Source organism: Serratia sp. LTN-2, assembly GCF_059740205.1.
In genome coordinates this window covers 272,193-290,874 of sequence record NZ_JCAXDO010000003.1, presented here as the reverse complement: position 1 = coordinate 290,874, position 18,682 = coordinate 272,193, and the positions used below count along the sequence as shown (strand labels likewise).

Sequence of the window (18,682 nt, the reverse complement as noted above, 5' to 3'; positions counted from 1 at the left end):
AGCTGAACGCCTTCCTGAGCTAAGCGAGAAAAAATATGAAAAGCAAAGTGTTTAACCGCAGCCTGCTGGCGGGCGTTGTCATCAGTCTCTGCAGCGGCCTGCTGGCGCCCGCCGCGCTGGCCGCCTGTGCGGGCACCGAACTCAGCGCCTGTCCCGCACCTTTCGATGCGCAATTGCCGGATACGCACAAGATGCTCACCTGGAGCCAGAGCGACCGGGCGATCGGTTTTCGTAACGACTACCGCAACTATGCGGGGGATGTATTTCACCATGGCAACGCCACGCCGCTGCTTACTGCCGCTAAACCGCTAACGGACGCCAGTTATCGGGTGAATGGCAAAACCTACCACCTGCAGGATTACCTGCAGCGCCAGAATGTCAGCGGCATGCTGGTATTGAAAGACGGCAAAATTGCCTGGAAATATCTGGGGCAGGGCAATACCGACGCCACGCTGTGGACGTCGCGCTCGGTGGGCAAATCCGTGGTCGCCACGCTGGTGGGCGTGGCGATTAAACAGGGCAAGATCCGCTCGCTCGACGATCTCATCACGCAATATGAACCCGATCTGAAAGGCACCGCGTGGGACGGTGTGACCCTCAGGCAGCTGATCACCCACACCTCCGGCGTGGCGTGGAATGAGGATTACACCAACCCGAAATCGGACTTCGCGCAGCTGACCGAGTGTGAAGCCAAGTCCGGCACCTATGCCTGCGTGCGCAAGCTGGTGGCCGGTCTGCAGCGTGCGCATCCGGCCGGGCAGAACTGGTCTTACTCCTCCGGTGGCGCCTGGTTGCTGGGCGATGTGCTGGAGCGCGCCACCGGCATGCCGCTGGCGGCCTATCTGCAGCAAAGCATCTGGCAGCCGTACGGCATGGCGAGCGATGGCGTGTGGCATGCCTACGCGAAAGGCAAGCACGACGTGGGCGCGCACGGCTTTAACGCCACGCTGGAAGACTGGGGGCGTTTCGGCGAATTCATTCTGCATAACGGGAGGTTGCCGAACGGCAAACAGATCTTGCCGGCCGATTGGGTAGCCCAGTCGTCCAACTGGACGCGGGCGGCGGGCTCGGTGTCGGCGGCGCATCCTAACGGCATCTACGGCTTCCAATGGTGGAACAACGAAGTGCCAGCCAATGCGGCCAACGTGGAACCCGCCCCGCAGGCCTCCCTGAAACATTCCCTGTGGGCGCTGGGGATTTTCGGCCAGATGATTATGGTCAATCAGGCGGAGAATCTGGTGATCGTCCAGTGGTCCACCTGGCCGCAGGCGGAACCTTCTTTCAGCGCCCAACCGCTGGAGGCGTCGCTGATGTTTAGCGCGATAGCGAAGGAGTTGCGTTAACGTCGGCTGGGCAAGCAGGGGCTGGATGGCGGTTGCCATTCAGCCCCTGAGTGGCATGTTACATGTCTTCGACGTCGACCTATCCATGCCGTAGGGGAGGGGTGTATCAATTCTCTATAGGTAGTGGAGGCCAGTCTCCCCCGTTCTTAATTAACAATTCTTTTATCTTGTTGATTTTTTCTTTATCCTCGGTGTCGCCTACACCTCTATCTATAAAGCGCTGAAGCTGATTGCCCATAGTCCAACCAAACTTCCCTTTGATTTTACTATCCGCACCTCTCTCTAACAAAATAATCGTATGATCAAACGAATGAGAATCCAATGAGCTTATTAACAAGGTGTTTCCCAATGAGTCTTTTGTATTTATATCTGCGCCATAATCCAGCATCACCTTTAACGTTTCAGGGTTTTTGGCTTTGATTGTTTGGAATATAATGGGTTGATTGAATACTTTGTCTTTTACGTTTGGCGGTAAACCGCCATCGAGCATGGCTTTGACCCAAATCCCCTTGTCGGCTTTCATGACGAATTCCGCTGGGCTGCTTCCTCCTTCTGGTCTGGGTTGCAGCGGGTCTGCGCCCGCTTTTACCAGGTCGGTTATTATTTTCAGCCTTTCCGGCGTGTTTTTATCATAGATTGAGTTCAACACCGACCAAAACAGCAGGGTCATGTCCGCCTTAACCGGTCGATTCAGTTCTTCCTTGCTTATAGAAGGAAGCTCCTCTTTCAGTTTCACTTCATCGCCATCATAAATCAGCTGTGCGATGTCCAGCTGCCGGCCTTCAAAAAAATCCTGTGGCTCATATTCCATGCTTTTGTTGCATCCTTGCACCATGAGAACAGTGAACAGCAGCGCTATTGCCATTATCAATTTGCTCATGTTTTCCCCTGAGAATAAATAGTGACATCCTCGTCTCTTCAATCAGTTTTATTGTGTGGTCTATAGCGTGTTTAGCTAAAGCCAGATGCCATCTGACAGCCTCAGTATAAATAACCGGCAGCTGTCAGATCTGCGTTGATGAAATTACTGCGTTTCCTTTGCCCCTTTCAAAAGCATGAGCTCGAGTATTTTCTTACACTGTTCATTGTATTCTGAGCCATCTTGGCTGTCTTTTATTTGCCGATTCACTGCTGTTAACAGCGAAAGATTGTTTATATTTACTGGGTTAGGATTCGCACCCCGATTGAGCAGTAGGGTCATGTGCTCAAAGGCTGAGCTAAAAAAAGCATCCATTAATAAGGTTTGTTGCAAGGAGTCTCTGATATTTATGTCCGCTCCGTACTCCAGCATCACCTTTAACGTTTCAGTGTTTTTTGCTTTGATTGTTTGGAATACAATGGGTTCATTGAATACCTTATCTTTTGCGTTTGGCGGTAAACCGCCGTCGAGCATGGCTTTGACCCAAATCCCCTTGTCGGCTTTCATGACGAATTCCGCTGGGCTGCTTCCTCCTTCTGGTCTGGGTTGCAGCGGGTCTGCGCCCGCTTTTACCAGGTCGGTTATTATTTTCAGCCTTTCCGGCGTGTTTTTATCATAGATTGAGTTCAACACCGACCAAAACAGCAGGGTCATGTCTGCCTTAACCGGACGATTCAGTTCTTCCTTGCTGAAAGAGGGAAGTTTCTCTTTCAGTTTCACTTCATCGCCATCATAAATCAGCTGTGCTATATCCAGTTGACGGCCTTCAAAAAAATCCTGTGGCTCATATTCCATGTTTTTTTTGCATCCTTGCATCATGAGAACGGTAAACAGTAACGCCATTGCCATTATCAACTTGCTCATATTCTCCCCCTGATAGTGGCGACATCCTCGTCTTTCTGATCTTCAATCAACTTTATAGTCTGGTCTATACCGTGTTTATCGAGCAGGGTTCCTGTCCCACCGGCAAGCGTGTGCGGTATGCCGGCAGCATCAGGCATCGCCAGCGATGACCACTCTTTCAAGGTGAAAGGCAATGCTACGCCCCAGGGTTTTTGCAAAGAGTCGGGCAGGGCATTTTTTATAAGCTCATAATCACTTTCGTTATTAACCTCCTGCAACGTTGTTAACAGCTCACCTTCCACTCGATAGGCCTGTATGTTCTTGGCTGAACCAATCATCTCAGCTCCGTATTTCCCTACAGTTCCATGATGGAGTCCGGCTGCATTAAACGTCCAGGCGGGTTTCCCACTGGTCATTGATGCAGCTGAGGCCATTCCCCCGCCCAATGAATGACCAGAAATATCGACGCCGGAGGAGTGCTTTACTTGTAATCCTATTTTAACCGCCTGCTTATAATAATCAGAGCTCGCCCCCATCCCCTGAGCACCATTATTTATCCAGTCATTCACATTTTTAATTCCTGATAAATCGCCCTTAATGGCCTTCTTGGCGGCGCTGCCGATTCCCTCAGGGAACTCTGGCGCTCTTGATCCTCTGAACACGACCGTTGGGTTCATCTCTTTACCAAAAACAGTGCTGTCAGGTTGATATACCCTTGCCAAAAAATCCGGAGATTCATCTCTGTCGAAGAGCATATTTCTATTTAGCCCAATTTTACTCAGGGCCGCATTATCGTTACTGATATCTTTCCAGCCCTCAGGAACGCCGGGAGTATCCTTTAGCGGATTCGTGGTCTTGTAGATATTCTCCGCCAGCTTTGCCTTCTCGACGGCGACATTGTTCGCCGCCAGGCGTTCCGAGGCGATTCGGGCGTCGGGGTAGATACTCCGTTGCCCGCGGCCAATGAGGTACTTTCGCTCCTGCCAGCGTTGTGCCTTGGTCAAGGGCCCAGACAGGACCTGCTGTGCAGCTCTTCCGCCTTGCGCCGGGTTATCCGGGCCAAGAGCCGGTTTGGCCCGTGTGACTTGTGCGGGGAAGACGGACGGGCGCGCCCGGCGGCCGCCATAAGACTTCACGGCCTCTTCGTACCGCCTCACTATCCTGTCCACCGGGTAGTTGGGCTCTTGTCGCCCCTGCGGTATCAGGTAGCCGTCGATGTCGGCGTAAAATGGCCCCATTGTCGCCAACACGCCGGGCCGGGTTTCGACCGCTACGACAACGCCGCTCATCAGGTCGCTCTGCACTCTTGCGCGCAAGTTAGAGCTTATTCCGTTTTGCGTAACGCCAACTTCACGGCGGATCCGTTCACCACCGCGAAAACCAGAAAAAAGCGACAGAATGTCTTTGTCCGGCATGTATGAAAGGCCGTGACAGGCGCGGGAAGGGCTGACTATACGAGGGAATTCATCAGGTGAAATAATATCATCGGTGATATACAGCAGTTTCAAACTGGAAAACATAGCGTGTCTCTTCCTTTGCTTGCTGCGTCTTGGCCTGTTCAGGCGGGCGCTCGCACTCCTTGCACTCGATGGCGCCCTGAGGGGGCATGTTATCGAACGGCAGTCAGCGGTAGCTAACGGCGCATAGGACACCAGATAAGGGATGATAACGGCTCAAGCCAATTTGTAAAGCCGGCCAAATGTTAACCGGAAAGTTCTTGTTTTCCAAAGGCTGCTGTGGGTTTTTAACCTCGCCGATCAAACCGATAAACCAGCGCCAACGCCAGTGCCAGGATCAAAAGTGGCGGAGCGAGGGCGGTGAAAGGCGCATTGAGGGCGAACAGCAACCCCAGGTTGAGAACGATTTGGTAAGCGATGTAGGTCAGCAACCCGACGATCACGCCGAGCGCTAACCGGCTGCCCATGCCGGGGGCGCGCGGGGCGGTAAAGGTAAACGGGATGGCCAGCAGAATCATCGCCAGCACCAGCAGGGGCTGGCCGAGTTTTTTCCACAGCGCCAGGCGGTATTCGGTGCTGGGTTGCCCAGAGCCCTGCAGATAATTGATATAGCGATCCAACTGTTGGAGCGAGAAACTGCCCGCCGGCAGGGTCAGCTCTTTCAGGCTCGGCACGGCGAACAGCGAGCGCCACGGCAGGCTGTTTAGCCGCGCAATCGTCTCCTTTCTGCCTTGCCAGCTTTTCTGCATCACGTTGTGCAGCAGCCAGTTGCCGTCGGCGGCGGTGCTGGCGCTGTCAGCGTAAATGTAAGATTCCAGCGCGCGGTTGGCCTGATAACGGAAGATCTCAATGCCGTGCGGCTGGTCGTTCTCATCGACGGTTTTTACCGTCACAAACTCGTTGCCGCGCCGCGCCCACAGCGGGTTCACGGTCACGTCGTTATCGTTCGACTGCGCTAGGGCGTTGTTCTTCATCTGCAGCGCGCGCTGCTGCAGCGGCGAGGCCGCCCATTCATCGAGAGCGCCGAGCGAGAGGTTCATCAACAGCCCGGCGGCGAGCATCACCAGCGCAATGCGGAATATCGACATCCCGGCGGAGCGGATCGCCGTCAGCTCCAGGGTTTTAGACAGCTGCCCCAGCCCGACGATGCCGCCGAGCAGCGCGATAAACGGCCCCAGATCGACCAGGCTGCGCGGCAGGGTCATCACGGTCACCAGCAGCGCCTGCTGCCAGCGGTAGCCGCCCGGGGTCACGTCCTCCAGCTCGTTGATCAGCGTGAAGGTGGTGAACAGCGGGATCAGCAGCCCGGCCGCGGCGGCGAAGCCGATGAACACGTTGCGGATCAGGTAGCGGCTAAAAATAGTCATCGGGCAGTTTTCCGCAGCAGGGATAGGTCGCGCGCCAGCAGCAGGGCGATGCCGACAGCCATCGCTATCGGCACCAGCCAGACGCCGGGGATCGTCGGCAGAGAGCCGTTGGCCACCAGCGTGCGGCAAATGTTGCCGCCATAGAAAATCACGGTAAACAGCACCGTCAGGGGCAGCAGCGCGGCGTAGCGCCCCTGTCGCGGCTTGATGCGGCTAAAGGGGATCGCCAGCAGCACCATCAGCACGGTGGTCAACCCGCGGCTCTCACGCCATTGCAGTTCGGCGGCGTCACCCGGATCGGCGGAGCGCGCCAGCTCCGCCGGCGAGGCCGACTTATGCCGGCTCTCGGCGCTGGGCACGAACGGTTTGAGCGCGATGTCGAAGTTGTCGTAGTTCTGCCCGTTGTCGTCGGTGCCCTGGCGATCCAGCGCGTAGGCGGTGCCGGTTTTCAGACGCACGGCGGGGCTGGCGGGGGAGGCGTCGAGCACCTCCACCGACTGCGCGCGATACAGGTTGGTGTGATGGGCGCCGCGCACGTAAATCAGGGCGTCGGTCAGGTGGTTGGCCGTTTTATCGACGTGATTGGCGAGGATCATGCGGCCGTTGCCGCTGACGTTGAATTTGTCGGCTTGCAGGTGGCTCACGTCCAGCACCGACTGCGACTGTTGCTGCAGCTGATAAATATTGGCGTACGCCCAGGGTCTGCCATACAGCGACAGCAGCGTGACCGCGATCGCCAGCGGCACGGCCAGTATCAGCACCGCCTTGTACAGCCGCAGCGGGCTGGCGCCGGCGGCCAGCATGGCGGTGATCTCCGCATCGCTGTACAGCTGGCTCAGCGCCACCGCCACCGAGACATACAGCGCGACGGGCAATATCATCTCCAGCGCGATCAGCGACTTATAGAAAACCACGTCGGCCACCACCCGCAGCGCCAGCGTGCCGTTGGCGGCGTCGGTCAGGTAGCGCTGGGCGGAGTAGCTGGCGAACATGAAGATCAGAAACCCGGCGATTATCATCACCAGGCGGCGGATCTCAACCGTGATATAGCGTTCAATCAAAGACATGCGTTATCGGCTCCCGGCGGCGTGCGCGTCATGGCGTCTTTTGGTCGATCAGGGCGCGCAGCAGGGCGATCACCTGATCAACTTCCTGCGGCGTGAGTGCGCCGTCCTTCGCCCACTGCACGCGCCCGGTCTTGTCCAGCACCACGATGGTGGAACTCTCCTCCGGCAGCCGCCAGGCCATGCGCCCCAGCCCGTCGCTGTCGACGATGAACTGCGCCCAGGGGTAATGCCGCTTGTTTTTCTCTATCTTGCCGCGCACGAAGAAGCCGGAGCCCGGTATCGCGTCGTCGGTGTTGACGATGGTGGTGGGCTGGAAGCGATCGCCCGGCAGGTTCGCCTCCTTGACGGCGTTGATCAGCAGCGAGTTCTTCTTTTTGGCCGAGGTGCGCCCGGCGATGTACTGGATCACCCGCACCTTGCCCGCCAGTTTGGCGCTGTTCCACGGCCGGTAGTGGAAATCGCCGTCGCGCAGCAGCAGCTCGCCGCGATCGGCGATGGCGATCGGCGCCACCGGCTTGCCATGCACGAAGTTATGCGCAGGCGCCGCCAGCGGCGTCAGCAGCAGGGCGAGGGGCAGCAAGCGGCGTAGCGTCATCATGGCTCTGAGCAACGCGCTTATCTGCCCGCCGCGATGGCCGGCTGGGAAAACGACAGCGGAAAGCGCGCCAGCAGCAGCTCCAGGCGCTGGCGGATGTCGATGTCCAGCGTCGCCGGCCGGTCATAGATATCGCCGCCGGCCAGCTTGTCCGCCACCATCACGTCATGCCGGTCGCCCATCAGGCCGTTAATCGCCGCCAGGAAGCGCGAGATCTGCCGGGCTTCGCGGTTGTCGGGATCGATCGATCTCAGCGTGTCGTAAAACGACACCTGCCGGCTGACGATTTTGCGCACGTCGTGGAACTGATGCCCGGTCAGCGCCGGGCTGGCGATCAGCGTTTGCAGGGAGCGCATCTGTTCCTGGCGGTAGGTGATAAAGCCTCGCGGGCTTTCCAGCCGGGTGTGGCGCAGCGCATAGCGCACGTAAGACCACACCGGCTTGCTGAGCAGCAGCCGCAGCAGGTTGCCGTACAGCGTCAGGTTCTTCTGGTTGCCGTTGCGAAATGCGTCCTGAAAATGGCCGAGCACCACGGTGGTGGTGTGGAACAGGCGGTTGGCGCGATGAGAGGCGCCGTACAACTGCTGGGCGAAGCGCAGGTGCTTATAGCGGGCGCGAATATATTTGTAGCGCATGCGGGTGGCCGCCGCCAATTGCGGGTCTTGCAGGAAACCGTTCACCAGTTGCAGCAGCTCGCGGCGGGAAAAACCGTCTTCCCAAAACTGCAGGCACAGCGCGTAGTTGTCCCGGATGCTCTCGGGGGAACAGTGCAAATCAATCTGCTGCGGCAGGCTGATATTCGCCTCGACCAGATCGTCCTCTTCCACCGCGACAAACAGCGCCTGGGTGGTTTCGGCGGAGAACTTCTTCCAATTCGTGTTAACGGTCATTGATTACTCTCTTTGGGCACATTCAGCCCCAACATAAAGCGATTGCGGTAGGCGCCGATCGTCGGTATCAGGGATAACAGAACGTCTAAACATTGCCCAAGTAAATAAGCGAAGGCGGCGCCCTGCACGCCGAAGGCGTACGCCATCGACACCAGCAGCGCAATATAGGTCGCCGAGGCCGTCGCCTGCGCGATCAGGAAGGCGCGCTGCTTGCCCGCCATAAACAGTAAGGATTCCTGCGGGAAGCCCATCATCGAGACGATGATCGCGCCCAGCATGATTTGAATCAGGTCATAGGCTTCCAGGTATTGTTGCCCGAACACCGTGGAGATAAGCGGCTTGCCCACCAGCAGCATCAACACCGCCACGGCCAGGCCGATGCCGCCGGCCAGCAGCGAGGAGCGCAGGCCCAGCAGCCACGGCGTTTTGGTACGCGGATCCAGGCGCATGATCTCCGGATAGAAGCTTTTCTCCAGCAGCTTGGCCGGGGTACCCGTCGCATCGAAGAAGGTCATGGCGATCTTGAACAGCCCGGCGGCGGCCGGCCCGAGCACCACGCCCACCAGCACCGTGGTACAGGAGTTGCGCGCAGCCCAGATGGTATGGGCGATGTTGGTGGTCCAGACGAAGTTCCAGGCGCCCTCGATGCGGCGCGCGACGTCGAACAGCCGCGGCCGCAGCGCGCCGTGGATATCGCGGCGGCGCAGTTCGCGCGCGGTGAACCACCAAAACAGCGTGCCGCCGATCAGGTTAGAGGCGTACCAGGTGACGATAAAGCCCGGGAACCCCAGATCGAAATAGTAGGAGATGACGCTGCCCACCGCCTGCAGGAACGGCTTGATCGCCTGCTGGATGGCGATTAAGTCGAAGCGGTTGAAGGCGCGCAGCACGCCGGTCGGCGTGGATGAGGTCATCGACGGGATCAGCGTGCAATACAGCATGGCGAGCCAGAAGCTCTCGCTGTCCAGCCCCAGGGCGTGAGACAGGAACGGCAGCATGACCATGCCGCCCAGCACGGCGATGACGCCGCTGGCGATATCCAGCCCGAAGGAGAAGGCGACGACGTCGCGAAAGCGGCCGGTATTTTGATGCTCCAGCGCCGGGGTGCCGAATTGCACCACAAACTGCCAGGTCTGGAATTTGATGAAATCGCTGACCGCTTTGGTATAGGCCTGGATCACCACCAGCACGCCGAACATTTCAGGCGACATGCCTTTACCGGCGCAGGAGAGCGCCAGCAGGCCGAGCAGCGCGCTGGCCACGCTGCCGGAACCTAAATAGGCGGCGTTACGTAAAATGGAGCGAAACGCGCCATCGGAAAACCACCGTTTCATAACCCAAACCAACCGTTATCGTTATTTTTCTGCATTTTGTGTCCCGCAGTCATGCGCTTGCCCTGTATGCATTTAATAAACCTGAGTTTCTTTGCCGGCGCTTTCGCCGGATTGCCCGATGTCGCTCTGTGGGCGCTGCGCGGCGTTCACCACGGCGGAAATGGCGTTGAGCGCGTTGCTCAATACCTCGTCGTAAGGGGCTCGGGCGTCCAGTTCGATGATGCGCGCGCCGTTGTATTGCAGGCGCACCATGGCGGCAATCTTGTCTTTCAGCTCGTCATAGCTGTGATCGGGCTTGCGGGAAAACGCCGTATCGACATCGATATCCAGGCGAATGATCAGCTCCGGCCGATAGACGGCCATCTGCTGATACAACCGGCGTTCGCGCGCCGCCAGGCGGCTCAATAAACCGCCTTTTGCGCGTTCCACGCCGATACCGGGCCCATCGTAGTAAAAACCCGATATTTCCGCCTGTGGATAGCGATCGCTAATCACCAGCACGCCGCTCTGCGCCAGCCGCCGCACCTTGCGCAGGTTGGCGGCGCGCCACAGCGAAAAGCCGTACATGATCAGCGCCGCCCACAGCGCCGGCGGCTTGTTGCTCATGCGCTGAGTTTTATCGGATTTGGCCGCCAGGCGCCGTTCCAGCCATACGCCGATGAACGGCAATTTCTTGATTTTGTCGCCGTCTTCGCCGGAGATCAGCCCCAAGTAGCGCCGTTCCGTGGAGCGATGCCGCTGCAGGTTTTTCACCAGATCGGCGGTCAGCGTGGACTTGCCGGTGCCGTCGCTGCCCACTACGGCAATCAGCCCGGTAATGCAGGTGGCGGAGGCGTGCGGCTCGGCGGTAAGTTTATTTTTATTCATCTGTTTCGGTACGAAAAGGTTATTTGGCGGCTAGGCATTGGCGGCCCTCAGCGATATTTGAGCGGCGCGCAGCGACTCGTCGAAAATACGGTTGGCCGGCTCGCGGCCGTCTAAATCCAGTATGTTGGCGCCGTTAAACGTCAGGTGTGGGATAACGGCGATCTTTTCACGCAACGCCGCCAGCGAGTGATCGGGTTTGCGTGAATAGGCCGTTTGCTCGTCAATATCCAGCCGAATTAATAATAACGGCCGATAAGACGCCATCCATTGGTACAGGTTTTGCTCGCGTGTTCTCAGCCAGCGGATCCAGCGGTTGCCGCCGGCGGTTTTCGCCAGCTGCGGGCCATCGAAACGAAAACCCGCCACTTCCGCCTGCGGATAACGATCGGTAATCAGCAATGCGCCCCGGCGACTTTTCGCCAACATGCGGCGAAATTTATAAACGCGCCAATAGGAAAGTAAAAAAATAACCAGTGCCGTGGCATTATCCGGCGGCGTAGAAGGGCGATCGTGCACGCGCTGCGATTTCTTCAGCAAATAACGGCCGAAGGGCGCGCCAATAATCGGCAGCGAACTTATCCATTCGCCGATGCGCCCGGAAGACTGGCCGAGATACAGCAGTTCTGCCGGCTCCTGCGCCGATAAGGCGCCGACCAAACGGGCGGCTAACGTGGATTTTCCCGAGCCGTCACAGCCGGTTATCGCTATTACGCGCACGGGCGAGCGATCAGATGAAGGTCTTATCTGCTGACTCACAATAATTGATCCAATGCGAAAAAAACTATTGTATTCCAATACGCCTTGGGTTCAAGATATTTATTGTGCTTTGCTGCGATAAAATAATGAGATCTGTATTTTTGTTCGTTATTTGAATTGATATTTGTGGCGTTGGTTCTTGTTATTTTGTGCTAATTATCCGTGCGTGGGTCGGTTTCGCTTTTTATGTTAACTTCCGGCCTGACCCATGGCAGAAAACGAGCAGAGGTTTTTTATTTTCGCTTAATCTTTTGTGCTGTTTGGCGCCGCGTGAAGAAGGTTTCTTGCGCGCTGCCGCCACGGCCGTGAGTGATATTTCGCTTCAAATAAGGCGCGCCGTTTCGGCGTATTGAAAGAGAGTTTGATTATGAGTGCAAAATTTCCGCCGTTGATTGCGGTTATTGGCAGCGACGGTTCAGGTAAGTCCACCGTTTGCGAACATTTGATCGAGTATGTGAAACATTATGGCCCGGCGGTGCAGGTGCATCTGGGCAAACAGGCGGGCAACGTCGGGCGCGCGGCGGCGAAATTGCCGCTGCTGGGGCGCTCGGTGGGCAAGGCTATCGAGAGCAATACCAAAAAAGTCAAAACGAAAAAATCCCGCATCGGTCTGTTGCCGTCTGCGGTGATCATCGCTTTCGTGGGGCGGCGGCTGCTGCGGTTTCGCCGCATGCTGGCGTTTCGCCGGCAGGGATTCATCGTGTTGACCGACCGTTTTCCACAGGCGCAGATCCCCGGCGCGTATGACGGCACGGTATTTCCCGTCGATGTGGAAGGCAGCCGTTTTGTCCGTTGGCTGGCGGCGCGCGAGCGGGCGGCGTTCCAATGGATGGCGGGGCAAAAACCGGATCTGGTCCTCAAGCTGAATGTCAGTCTGGACGTGGCCTGCGCGCGCAAGCCCGATCATCGCAAAGCGGCGCTGGAGAAGAAGATCGCCGTCACGCCGTTATTGACGTTCGAAGGCGCCGATATCGTGGATCTCGACGCCGATCGGCCGATCGAAGAGGTGCTTTCGGCGGCGGAACAGGCCATCGCGGAATTTATGGCGGCGCAGGGATATCGCTATTCGGCTGATGGAGTGTCAACGGCTGCGCACTGAGGTGCGCATCGGTTCGGCAGGGCGGCGATGACGTTTCCGGCACCGCCGCCGCGGCCGACAGGGAAAGGCTTTATTTTTTCAGCGCGGCAAAGGCGCGCACGATGGCATCGATCTCTTCATCGCTGTGCGCGGCATTGACGCTGCAGCGCAGCAGGGTGACGCCCGCCGGCGCGGCCGGCGGCAGCACCAGATTCACATACACGCCGTGGGCGATCAGCTCGCGCCAGAAACGCAGCCCGTCTTCCTTCGACCCGATCATCACCGGCACCACCGGGCTGATGCGCGGCCCCAGGGTATACCCCAGTTCGGCGAGGCCGTGGTACAGGCGGTGCGCGTTGCTCCACAGTTTTTCCCGCAGCTCGGGATGGCGCGCGATTTTTTGCAGCGCCGTGCGCACCGAGGCGATGCTGGAAGGCGACGGCGACGCGGTAAAGATATACGGCCGGCTGCTGTAGCGCAGCACGTCCATCCCCTTGCCGCCGACGGCGAATCCGCCGATCGAAGCCAGGCTTTTGCTGAAGGTGCCCAGGATGATATCCACGTCTTGCTCGACGCCCAGCGCTTCGGCCAGGCCGCGGCCATGCTCGCCCATCACACCGAAGGAGTGCGCTTCGTCCACCAGCAGATAGCCGCCCAGCCGCCGCTTGATATCGACGATTTCCACCAGCGGGGCGACGTCGCCCAGCATGCTGTAGATGCCTTCGACGATGATGATCGCCTCGCGGGCGCGCTCGCCCAGGCGCAGCATGCGGCGCTCCAGATCGGCGGCGTCATTGTGGCGGAAGCGAATGATCTCCGCGCCGCCGAGGGCGCAGGCGTCGTAAATGCTCGCGTGGCTGTCCGCATCGATCAACACTACGGATCCCGGCCCCGCCAGCGTGCTGATGACGCCGAGGTTGGCGGTATAGCCGGTGGAGAACACGATGGCGCTGGGGCGATCGAAGAATTCCGCCAATTCCCGCTCCAGCGTCAGGTGCGATCCGTAGCTGCCGTTCGCCATGCGCGAGCCGGTAGTGCCGGTGCCGAGCGCGGCCAGGGCCGCCTGGCCGGCGGCGATCGCCTGCGCGTCGAACGTCAGGCCGAGGTAGTTATTGGTGCCGGCGAGGACAATCTTTTGATCGCCGATGCGCCCCTGGGTGGCGGAATAGACTTCGTCGATGCAGGTGCCGAACGGGTTCAGGCCGGACGTTTGAAATTGTTCACGCTCGCCCGCGAGCCGCGAAAATTTATCATACAGTCCCATGGCTTTTCTCCAGATAAGGGCGCAGCGCGTCAAGCAGTTGCTCTGGCGTTCTGACATCAAGCAATATATTGATCGGGATGGAGATATCTAATTCATCTTCCAGCATCATCAGCAGATCCAATACCCTGATGGATTCCAGGCCAAGATCATTGACGAGATCGCTATCAGGCTTTATTTCGACTCCGCCTTCGACGATACCTTGCAAACACGTCAGGATATAATCCATTACAGCATCGCGATTTAGCATAAGAACGTTGACACACCTCTAATTGGAATAATTAAAACAGCCCTTCACGCAGCGCGCGCTCCAAACTCACCTGTGGAAACCAATTAATCTGCTGCGACAGCGCATGATTGTTGGCGGACCAGTCGCGATGGGTTAATTCGCGTATTTTGCTGCGCGTCAGCATCGGCTCCCGTTTAATCAGGCGGTTCCACAATCCGCCGATATCCGCCATGGCTTTCAGCAGCGGCAGCGGAATACCCACCAGGCGCACCGGGCCCTGGCGCACCGCGGCGCCGATGTCCCGCAGGCGCAGCCAGTTATAGCCTTCGGCCACGCCGTCGCACAGTTCGTAAATATTCGGCTGCGCGGGCTGCGCCAATAACCATTGGGCGACCGCCTGCGCCAAATCGCTCACGTGCAGAAAAGAGAGTTTGGCGTCAGGCGCGCCCAGCCGGGGCAGCACGCCGCGCAGCAGGCCGTTGAACAGCGGTTTCAGCTCTTTATCGCCCGGGCCGTAAACCGCCGTCGGGCGGAAAATTCCCAGCGCGATATCGCCCGAGGCGGCAATCAATTGCTGTTCGGCGGCCTGTTTTGAATGGGCGTACCAGGACAGCGCCGGATGGCGGGCCGCCAGCGACGACATGAACAGGAAGCGATTGCAGCGGCCGTTCTGCCTGGCCGCCTGCATCAGGTTCAGGCTGCCGGTCACGTTGCAGCGGGTGAACACCGCTTCCGCATGCCCACGCACCTGGCCGGCGCAGTGCACCACGCACTCCGCACCGCGCACCAGTTCGGTGAGCGAGGGCCGATCTTCCAGCGCGCCGGGGATCCACTGCAGGTTGTCGGTGGTGGCTTTTCCGGCTTGCCGCGTCAGGGCGCGCACGCTAAACCCTTGCGCCAGCAGTTCCTGGACGATATGCCGGCCGATAAAGCCGGTCGCGCCCGTCACCGCGACGGTGCCGCTCATTGCGCGAAACCGGCCAACTGCGGCAGTTGCGGATATAGCGAGGCGCTCAGCCAGCGTTTTTTGGCTTCGGCGCGGGCGGGTTTGCCCGACGACGTGCGGGGAATGCTGTGCGGCGGCAGCAGCTCAATGTCCACCGCGATGCCGAATTCGCTTTGAATGCGCGCGCTCAGCGAATGGACGATTTGTTCCCGACGTTCTTCCGAGCTGACCCGGCACTGGATCTGCAAAATAATTCTGGCCGCTTCGTCGTGTTCTTCGGTCACGAAGGCAATCGCATCGCCGGAGCGGATTTCCGGTTCGGATTCCGCGACGTACTCGATATCCTGCGGCCAGATATTGCGGCCGCGAATGATGATCAAATCCTTCTTGCGGCCGGTGACGTACAGATAGCCGTCCAGCAGGTAGCCCAGATCGCCGGTATCCATCCAACCGGTCACCTGAATTTGCTGCTGGGACTCATCGTCGCAGAAGTAACCGTTCATCAGGCTGGGACCGGAAATCGTGATATGGCCGACCTGGCGTTCCGGCAGCGGTTGCCCGGTTTCGCTGCGGATCTCGATGCGATGCCCGGGCAGCGCCCGGCCGCAGTTGACGAAGGTCGAAACGGCGCGGGTCTTCTTGCCGGGCGCGACCGCTTTACCCTGGTACTCCAAAATATCGCGGTCGACCGCGTTGGTTTGCGGGCCGGAGCAAGGATCGGAAAAGCTGACCGCCAGCGTGTTCTCCGCCAGGCCGTAACAAGGCATGAAGGCTTTGCTGTCGAAGTTGATGCTGCTGAAGTGTTCGCCAAATTGGCTGAGCAGCTCGGCCGGAATAGGTTCGGCGCCGACGCCGGCGACCCGCCAGCTGGAGAGATCCAGATCGGCCAGCTCTTTGGCGTTGCTGCGGCGCAGGCACAGATCGTAGCCGAACGGCGGGGCGACGGACACCGTGCCGCGGTTCTTGGCGATCAGTTTCAGCCACTGCATCGGGCGCATGGCGAAATCTTGCGTGCGCAGGTAGTCGACGGACAGCTGGGTCGCCACCGGGGTCAGCAGGAAACCGACCAGGCCCATATCGTGATAGAAGGGCAGCCAGGAGACGCAGCGGTCGCCGGCGCGCAGCTTGATGCCGTCGCGGCTGATCGCGTTCAGGTTCGCCATCGCCGCCCGCTGGGTGATGATCACGCCGCGCGGAAAACGCGTGCTGCCCGAGGTGTATTGGAGATAGGCGATATCGTCGGGCGAGGGCGCCGGCAGCGCGATCGCCGGCTCTGGCAGCGCGTTGAAGTCCGCGTCGCTGAGAATGTGCAGCGACGGCGCGCGCTCCGTGGCGGAGGCGATCAGCGGCGTCCACTCTTCGCTGCTGATGATCGCCGCAGGATTACAGCTGGCGATCAGCCCTTTCAGTTTGGCGGTGTAGGAATCGCGCTGGCCGACGCCCATGGGGATCGCCAGCGGCACCGCCACCAGGCCGGCATATTGGCAGGCGAAAAAGGCTTCGACGAATCCCGCGCTAGTTTCGGCGATAAGCGCCACGCGATCGCCTTTCTTGAGTTTCAGCGACAATAAACGCCGCGCGCCCGAGATCGCTTTTTGCTGCAGCGTGCGATATTCGAGAACGGTCACGAGTTGATTGCGACGGTCGTAAAAATTCATTCCCGTATTACCGAGCGCCGCGTAATCCAACGCGTCCACTAAAGTGGGGAAGTCCGCATAGCGCATAGGAAGAGAATGAACAGAACTTGTTTCAGACATAGACAAACTTAGCCATAGATTAAAAATCACCAAAAGAGATACATCACTCTTGGCGAGGTAATTGATATTTTACTATGAATAGGATTTGAATAAGTTTGTTATTCAACCATCTTCATTCCGCGAACAGCGTATATTGCCGAGCTTGAGTCGCGCGTCAGTTATTAACCCGGTAACCCGTGAGCAACTTGCGTCATCAGCCTTGAGCGGCGCGTTGGGGATATACGGGGAGATAGTGTAATATCCTGGCTTTGCCGTTCTTTAGTTTGTATCTGTCGGGCAGGGAATAACTGTCGCCTCATAGGTTATGACCTCATGCATGGCTATCTTAGAACTTAAACACTTCCTAAACAGTATGCCGTAAGAAATCAAAAAGTGAATGCCTGATTTAGCCTGAATCTTAAAAACAGCATTAAGTGATAAAAATGACGGTGCCCCTCATGATTAAAGTCGGCACACTAAAAACGGGCGGGATTCTTTTGCCGAGACAGCACTAAATAATAAAAGAGCACCAATAGCGTAGCATGCCTGCGCCGCTTTGGGCTTTCCTTTTTTGCACCATCAACCGCGTTTACGGGTGAATGACAGGCAATTAATGCGCTGATTCACCGGGGGTAATATTCGGTTTTTCTTATCGTTTAGCCGGAGGCAAGACACAATTCAATAAAAGAGAACAGCATAAAAAATGCTAAAGGCGTTGTCGCGCTCATATTTGATTATTTTATTAAAACCTAAGGCTATTTATGATCCGTATTGAGAAAGTTCTGGATAAACCCGAACTTAAAGAGTTTATTGCTTTCCCCTCGTTACTGTTTCGCGATGATCCGAACTGGATTGAGCCGCTGTATTTAGAGCGTGAAGAACACCTGTCAAAGAAAAATCCCGGCACCGACCATATCGAATGGCAGGCGTGGGTGGCCAAAAAGCAGGGGAAGGTCGTCGGGCGCATCACCGCACAAATTGACTCCCTGCATCGCGAGCTGCATGGGCAAGATACCGGCCACTTCGGCATGATTGATGCCGTCGACGATCCCGCCGTTTTCAGCGCGCTATTCTCGGCGGCGGAAGAGTGGCTGAGATCGAAGGGCGCGCGCAAGATCACCGGGCCGTTCAGCCTCAACATCAATCAGGAGAGCGGCCTGTTGGTCGAGGGATTTGACACCCCGCCGTCGGCCATGATGACACATGGCAAACCCTACTATGCGACCCAGATAGCGCAGCAGGGTTACAGCGAAGGGATTGATCTGCTTGCCTATTGGATGAAAAGAACCGACCTGCATTTCTCGCCGTCGCTCAGCCGGATGATGGACCAGGTGCGCAAAAAGGTGACCGTTCGTCGCCTCAACCGTAAGCGCTTTCGGGAAGAGATGCAGGTGTTGCGGGAGGTGTTCAATTCCGGATGGCAGCATAACTGGGGATTTGTCCCGTTCACCGAACACGAGTTCGCCACCATGGGGGAGCAGCTGAAGTTCCTGGTGCCCGACGATATGATCCATATCGCCGAGGTGGACGGTGCGCCCTGCGCCTTTATCGTCGGGCTGCCGAACATTAACGAGGCCATTGCCGATCTGCAGGGGCGGTTATTGCCTTTCGGCTGGGCCAAATTGCTGTGGCGCCTGAAAGTCAGCGGCGTGCGCACGGCACGGGTGCCATTGATGGGCGTGCGTCAGGAATATCAATTCAGCCGCATCGGGCCGATTATTGCGCTGCTGCTGATTGAGGCGCTGCGCGAGCCCTTCGCCAAGCGCAATATCGACGCGCTGGAAATGTCGTGGATCCTGGAAACCAATACCGGCATGCGGACGATTTTAGAACGCATCGGCGCGGTGCCTTATAAGCGCTACCGATTGTACGAAAAAACACTTTAACCGATTGATCGCGAATCGCCTTTTAACGTCCCCAGGATAATTGCCGCATCAGGGTGCTTTTCGTGCGGTGCGGTTCCAGTCGTGGACGGTAAAACCTGAGTGAGTGGA

Annotated in this window: 17 protein-coding genes; 3 read left to right on the top strand and 14 right to left on the bottom strand. The window is 57.9% G+C overall.

The window, feature by feature from the left end; genetic code table 11:
- Nucleotides 1–35 precede the first annotated feature (35 nt).
- Nucleotides 36–1,343 (top strand): serine hydrolase domain-containing protein, encoded by a 1,308-nt coding sequence (locus AC6BYQ_RS08550; RefSeq protein ID WP_498056708.1) that lies wholly within the window; start codon nt 36–38, stop codon nt 1,341–1,343.
- A gap of 106 nt (nt 1,344–1,449) precedes the next feature.
- On the opposite strand, the gene AC6BYQ_RS08545 is transcribed toward AC6BYQ_RS08550, so the two are convergent.
- The 10 genes from AC6BYQ_RS08545 to AC6BYQ_RS08500 form a co-directional block, all read right to left on the bottom strand.
- The gene (locus AC6BYQ_RS08545) at nt 1,450–2,223 is read right to left on the bottom strand and encodes an ankyrin repeat domain-containing protein (RefSeq protein WP_498056707.1); all 774 of its coding nucleotides are present in this window, start codon (nt 2,221–2,223) and stop codon (nt 1,450–1,452) included.
- Nucleotides 2,224–2,367: 144 nt separating this feature from the next.
- On the bottom strand, nt 2,368–3,126 hold the full coding sequence (locus AC6BYQ_RS08540; protein WP_498056706.1) for an ankyrin repeat domain-containing protein: 759 nt from the start codon (nt 3,124–3,126) through the stop codon (nt 2,368–2,370).
- Nucleotides 3,123–4,625 (bottom strand): Tle-like phospholipase domain-containing protein, encoded by a 1,503-nt coding sequence (locus tag AC6BYQ_RS08535; RefSeq protein ID WP_498056705.1) that lies wholly within the window; start codon nt 4,623–4,625, stop codon nt 3,123–3,125. Before AC6BYQ_RS08535 ends, AC6BYQ_RS08540 begins: the two co-directional genes overlap by 4 nt.
- A gap of 224 nt (nt 4,626–4,849) precedes the next feature.
- Nucleotides 4,850–5,929, bottom strand: coding sequence for an LPS export ABC transporter permease LptG (gene lptG / locus AC6BYQ_RS08530; protein ID WP_498056704.1), 1,080 nt, complete (start codon nt 5,927–5,929; stop codon nt 4,850–4,852).
- Entirely contained in the window at nt 5,926–6,996 is a 1,071-nt protein-coding gene (lptF, locus tag AC6BYQ_RS08525; RefSeq protein ID WP_498056703.1) for an LPS export ABC transporter permease LptF, read from the bottom strand. Before lptF ends, lptG begins: the two co-directional genes overlap by 4 nt.
- Nucleotides 6,997–7,024: 28 nt before the next feature.
- Nucleotides 7,025–7,591 (bottom strand): YtfJ family protein, encoded by a 567-nt coding sequence (locus AC6BYQ_RS08520; RefSeq protein WP_498056796.1) that lies wholly within the window; start codon nt 7,589–7,591, stop codon nt 7,025–7,027.
- A 20-nt stretch (nt 7,592–7,611) separates the two neighbouring features.
- The gene (locus tag AC6BYQ_RS08515; protein ID WP_498056702.1) at nt 7,612–8,481 is read right to left on the bottom strand and encodes a hypothetical protein; all 870 of its coding nucleotides are present in this window, start codon (nt 8,479–8,481) and stop codon (nt 7,612–7,614) included.
- Nucleotides 8,478–9,815, bottom strand: a complete 1,338-nt coding sequence (locus AC6BYQ_RS08510) for a lipopolysaccharide biosynthesis protein (protein ID WP_498056701.1) — start codon at nt 9,813–9,815, stop codon at nt 8,478–8,480. The genes AC6BYQ_RS08515 and AC6BYQ_RS08510 overlap by 4 nt, the downstream gene beginning before the upstream one ends.
- Before the next feature lie 72 nt (nt 9,816–9,887).
- A complete protein-coding gene (locus AC6BYQ_RS08505) occupies nt 9,888–10,682 on the bottom strand; it encodes a nucleoside/nucleotide kinase family protein (protein ID WP_498056700.1) in 795 nt (264 codons plus the stop codon).
- Nucleotides 10,683–10,712: 30 nt separating this feature from the next.
- Nucleotides 10,713–11,438 carry a nucleoside/nucleotide kinase family protein gene (locus AC6BYQ_RS08500; RefSeq protein ID WP_074053685.1) on the bottom strand — a complete coding sequence of 242 codons (726 nt, stop codon included), beginning with the start codon at nt 11,436–11,438 and terminating at the stop codon, nt 10,713–10,715.
- Nucleotides 11,439–11,805: 367 nt separating this feature from the next.
- Between AC6BYQ_RS08500 and AC6BYQ_RS08495 the strand changes: the two genes are divergently transcribed.
- Complete coding sequence (locus tag AC6BYQ_RS08495; protein WP_019453573.1) at nt 11,806–12,537, top strand: nucleoside/nucleotide kinase family protein; 732 nt, start codon at nt 11,806–11,808, stop codon at nt 12,535–12,537.
- Nucleotides 12,538–12,607: 70 nt separating this feature from the next.
- On the opposite strand, the gene spt is transcribed toward AC6BYQ_RS08495, so the two are convergent.
- Genes spt through AC6BYQ_RS08475 form a run of 4 tightly spaced genes read right to left on the bottom strand, consistent with a single transcriptional unit; the run spans nt 12,608 to nt 16,709 of the window.
- On the bottom strand, nt 12,608–13,780 hold the full coding sequence (spt, locus tag AC6BYQ_RS08490; RefSeq protein ID WP_063919708.1) for a serine palmitoyltransferase: 1,173 nt from the start codon (nt 13,778–13,780) through the stop codon (nt 12,608–12,610).
- Nucleotides 13,767–14,027, bottom strand: coding sequence for an acyl carrier protein (locus AC6BYQ_RS08485; protein ID WP_019453571.1), 261 nt, complete (start codon nt 14,025–14,027; stop codon nt 13,767–13,769). The genes spt and AC6BYQ_RS08485 overlap by 14 nt, the downstream gene beginning before the upstream one ends.
- Before the next feature lie 31 nt (nt 14,028–14,058).
- A complete protein-coding gene (locus tag AC6BYQ_RS08480; protein WP_498056699.1) occupies nt 14,059–14,973 on the bottom strand; it encodes an NAD-dependent epimerase/dehydratase family protein in 915 nt (304 codons plus the stop codon).
- Nucleotides 14,970–16,709 (bottom strand): fatty acyl-AMP ligase, encoded by a 1,740-nt coding sequence (locus tag AC6BYQ_RS08475; protein ID WP_071892015.1) that lies wholly within the window; start codon nt 16,707–16,709, stop codon nt 14,970–14,972. Before AC6BYQ_RS08475 ends, AC6BYQ_RS08480 begins: the two co-directional genes overlap by 4 nt.
- Nucleotides 16,710–17,449: 740 nt before the next feature.
- Between AC6BYQ_RS08475 and AC6BYQ_RS08470 the strand changes: the two genes are divergently transcribed.
- Nucleotides 17,450–18,574: a GNAT family N-acetyltransferase gene (locus AC6BYQ_RS08470; RefSeq protein ID WP_498056698.1), complete on the top strand. Its 1,125-nt coding sequence runs from the start codon at nt 17,450–17,452 to the stop codon at nt 18,572–18,574.
- Nucleotides 18,575–18,682: the final 108 nt, after the last annotated feature.

Coding starts and splice junctions, on each gene's coding strand:
- AC6BYQ_RS08550 (WP_498056708.1), top strand. CDS start 36: ATGAAAAGCAAAGTGTTTAACCGCAGCCTGCTGGCGGGCGTTGTCATC.
- AC6BYQ_RS08545 (WP_498056707.1), bottom strand. CDS start 2,223: ATGAGCAAATTGATAATGGCAATAGCGCTGCTGTTCACTGTTCTCATG.
- AC6BYQ_RS08540 (WP_498056706.1), bottom strand. CDS start 3,126: ATGAGCAAGTTGATAATGGCAATGGCGTTACTGTTTACCGTTCTCATG.
- AC6BYQ_RS08535 (WP_498056705.1), bottom strand. CDS start 4,625: ATGTTTTCCAGTTTGAAACTGCTGTATATCACCGATGATATTATTTCA.
- lptG (WP_498056704.1), bottom strand. CDS start 5,929: ATGACTATTTTTAGCCGCTACCTGATCCGCAACGTGTTCATCGGCTTC.
- lptF (WP_498056703.1), bottom strand. CDS start 6,996: ATGTCTTTGATTGAACGCTATATCACGGTTGAGATCCGCCGCCTGGTG.
- AC6BYQ_RS08520 (WP_498056796.1), bottom strand. CDS start 7,591: ATGACGCTACGCCGCTTGCTGCCCCTCGCCCTGCTGCTGACGCCGCTG.
- AC6BYQ_RS08515 (WP_498056702.1), bottom strand. CDS start 8,481: ATGACCGTTAACACGAATTGGAAGAAGTTCTCCGCCGAAACCACCCAG.
- AC6BYQ_RS08510 (WP_498056701.1), bottom strand. CDS start 9,815: ATGAAACGGTGGTTTTCCGATGGCGCGTTTCGCTCCATTTTACGTAAC.
- AC6BYQ_RS08505 (WP_498056700.1), bottom strand. CDS start 10,682: ATGAATAAAAATAAACTTACCGCCGAGCCGCACGCCTCCGCCACCTGC.
- AC6BYQ_RS08495 (WP_019453573.1), top strand. CDS start 11,806: ATGAGTGCAAAATTTCCGCCGTTGATTGCGGTTATTGGCAGCGACGGT.
- spt (WP_063919708.1), bottom strand. CDS start 13,780: ATGGGACTGTATGATAAATTTTCGCGGCTCGCGGGCGAGCGTGAACAA.
- AC6BYQ_RS08485 (WP_019453571.1), bottom strand. CDS start 14,027: ATGCTAAATCGCGATGCTGTAATGGATTATATCCTGACGTGTTTGCAA.
- AC6BYQ_RS08480 (WP_498056699.1), bottom strand. CDS start 14,973: ATGAGCGGCACCGTCGCGGTGACGGGCGCGACCGGCTTTATCGGCCGG.
- AC6BYQ_RS08475 (WP_071892015.1), bottom strand. CDS start 16,709: ATGTCTGAAACAAGTTCTGTTCATTCTCTTCCTATGCGCTATGCGGAC.
- AC6BYQ_RS08470 (WP_498056698.1), top strand. CDS start 17,450: ATGATCCGTATTGAGAAAGTTCTGGATAAACCCGAACTTAAAGAGTTT.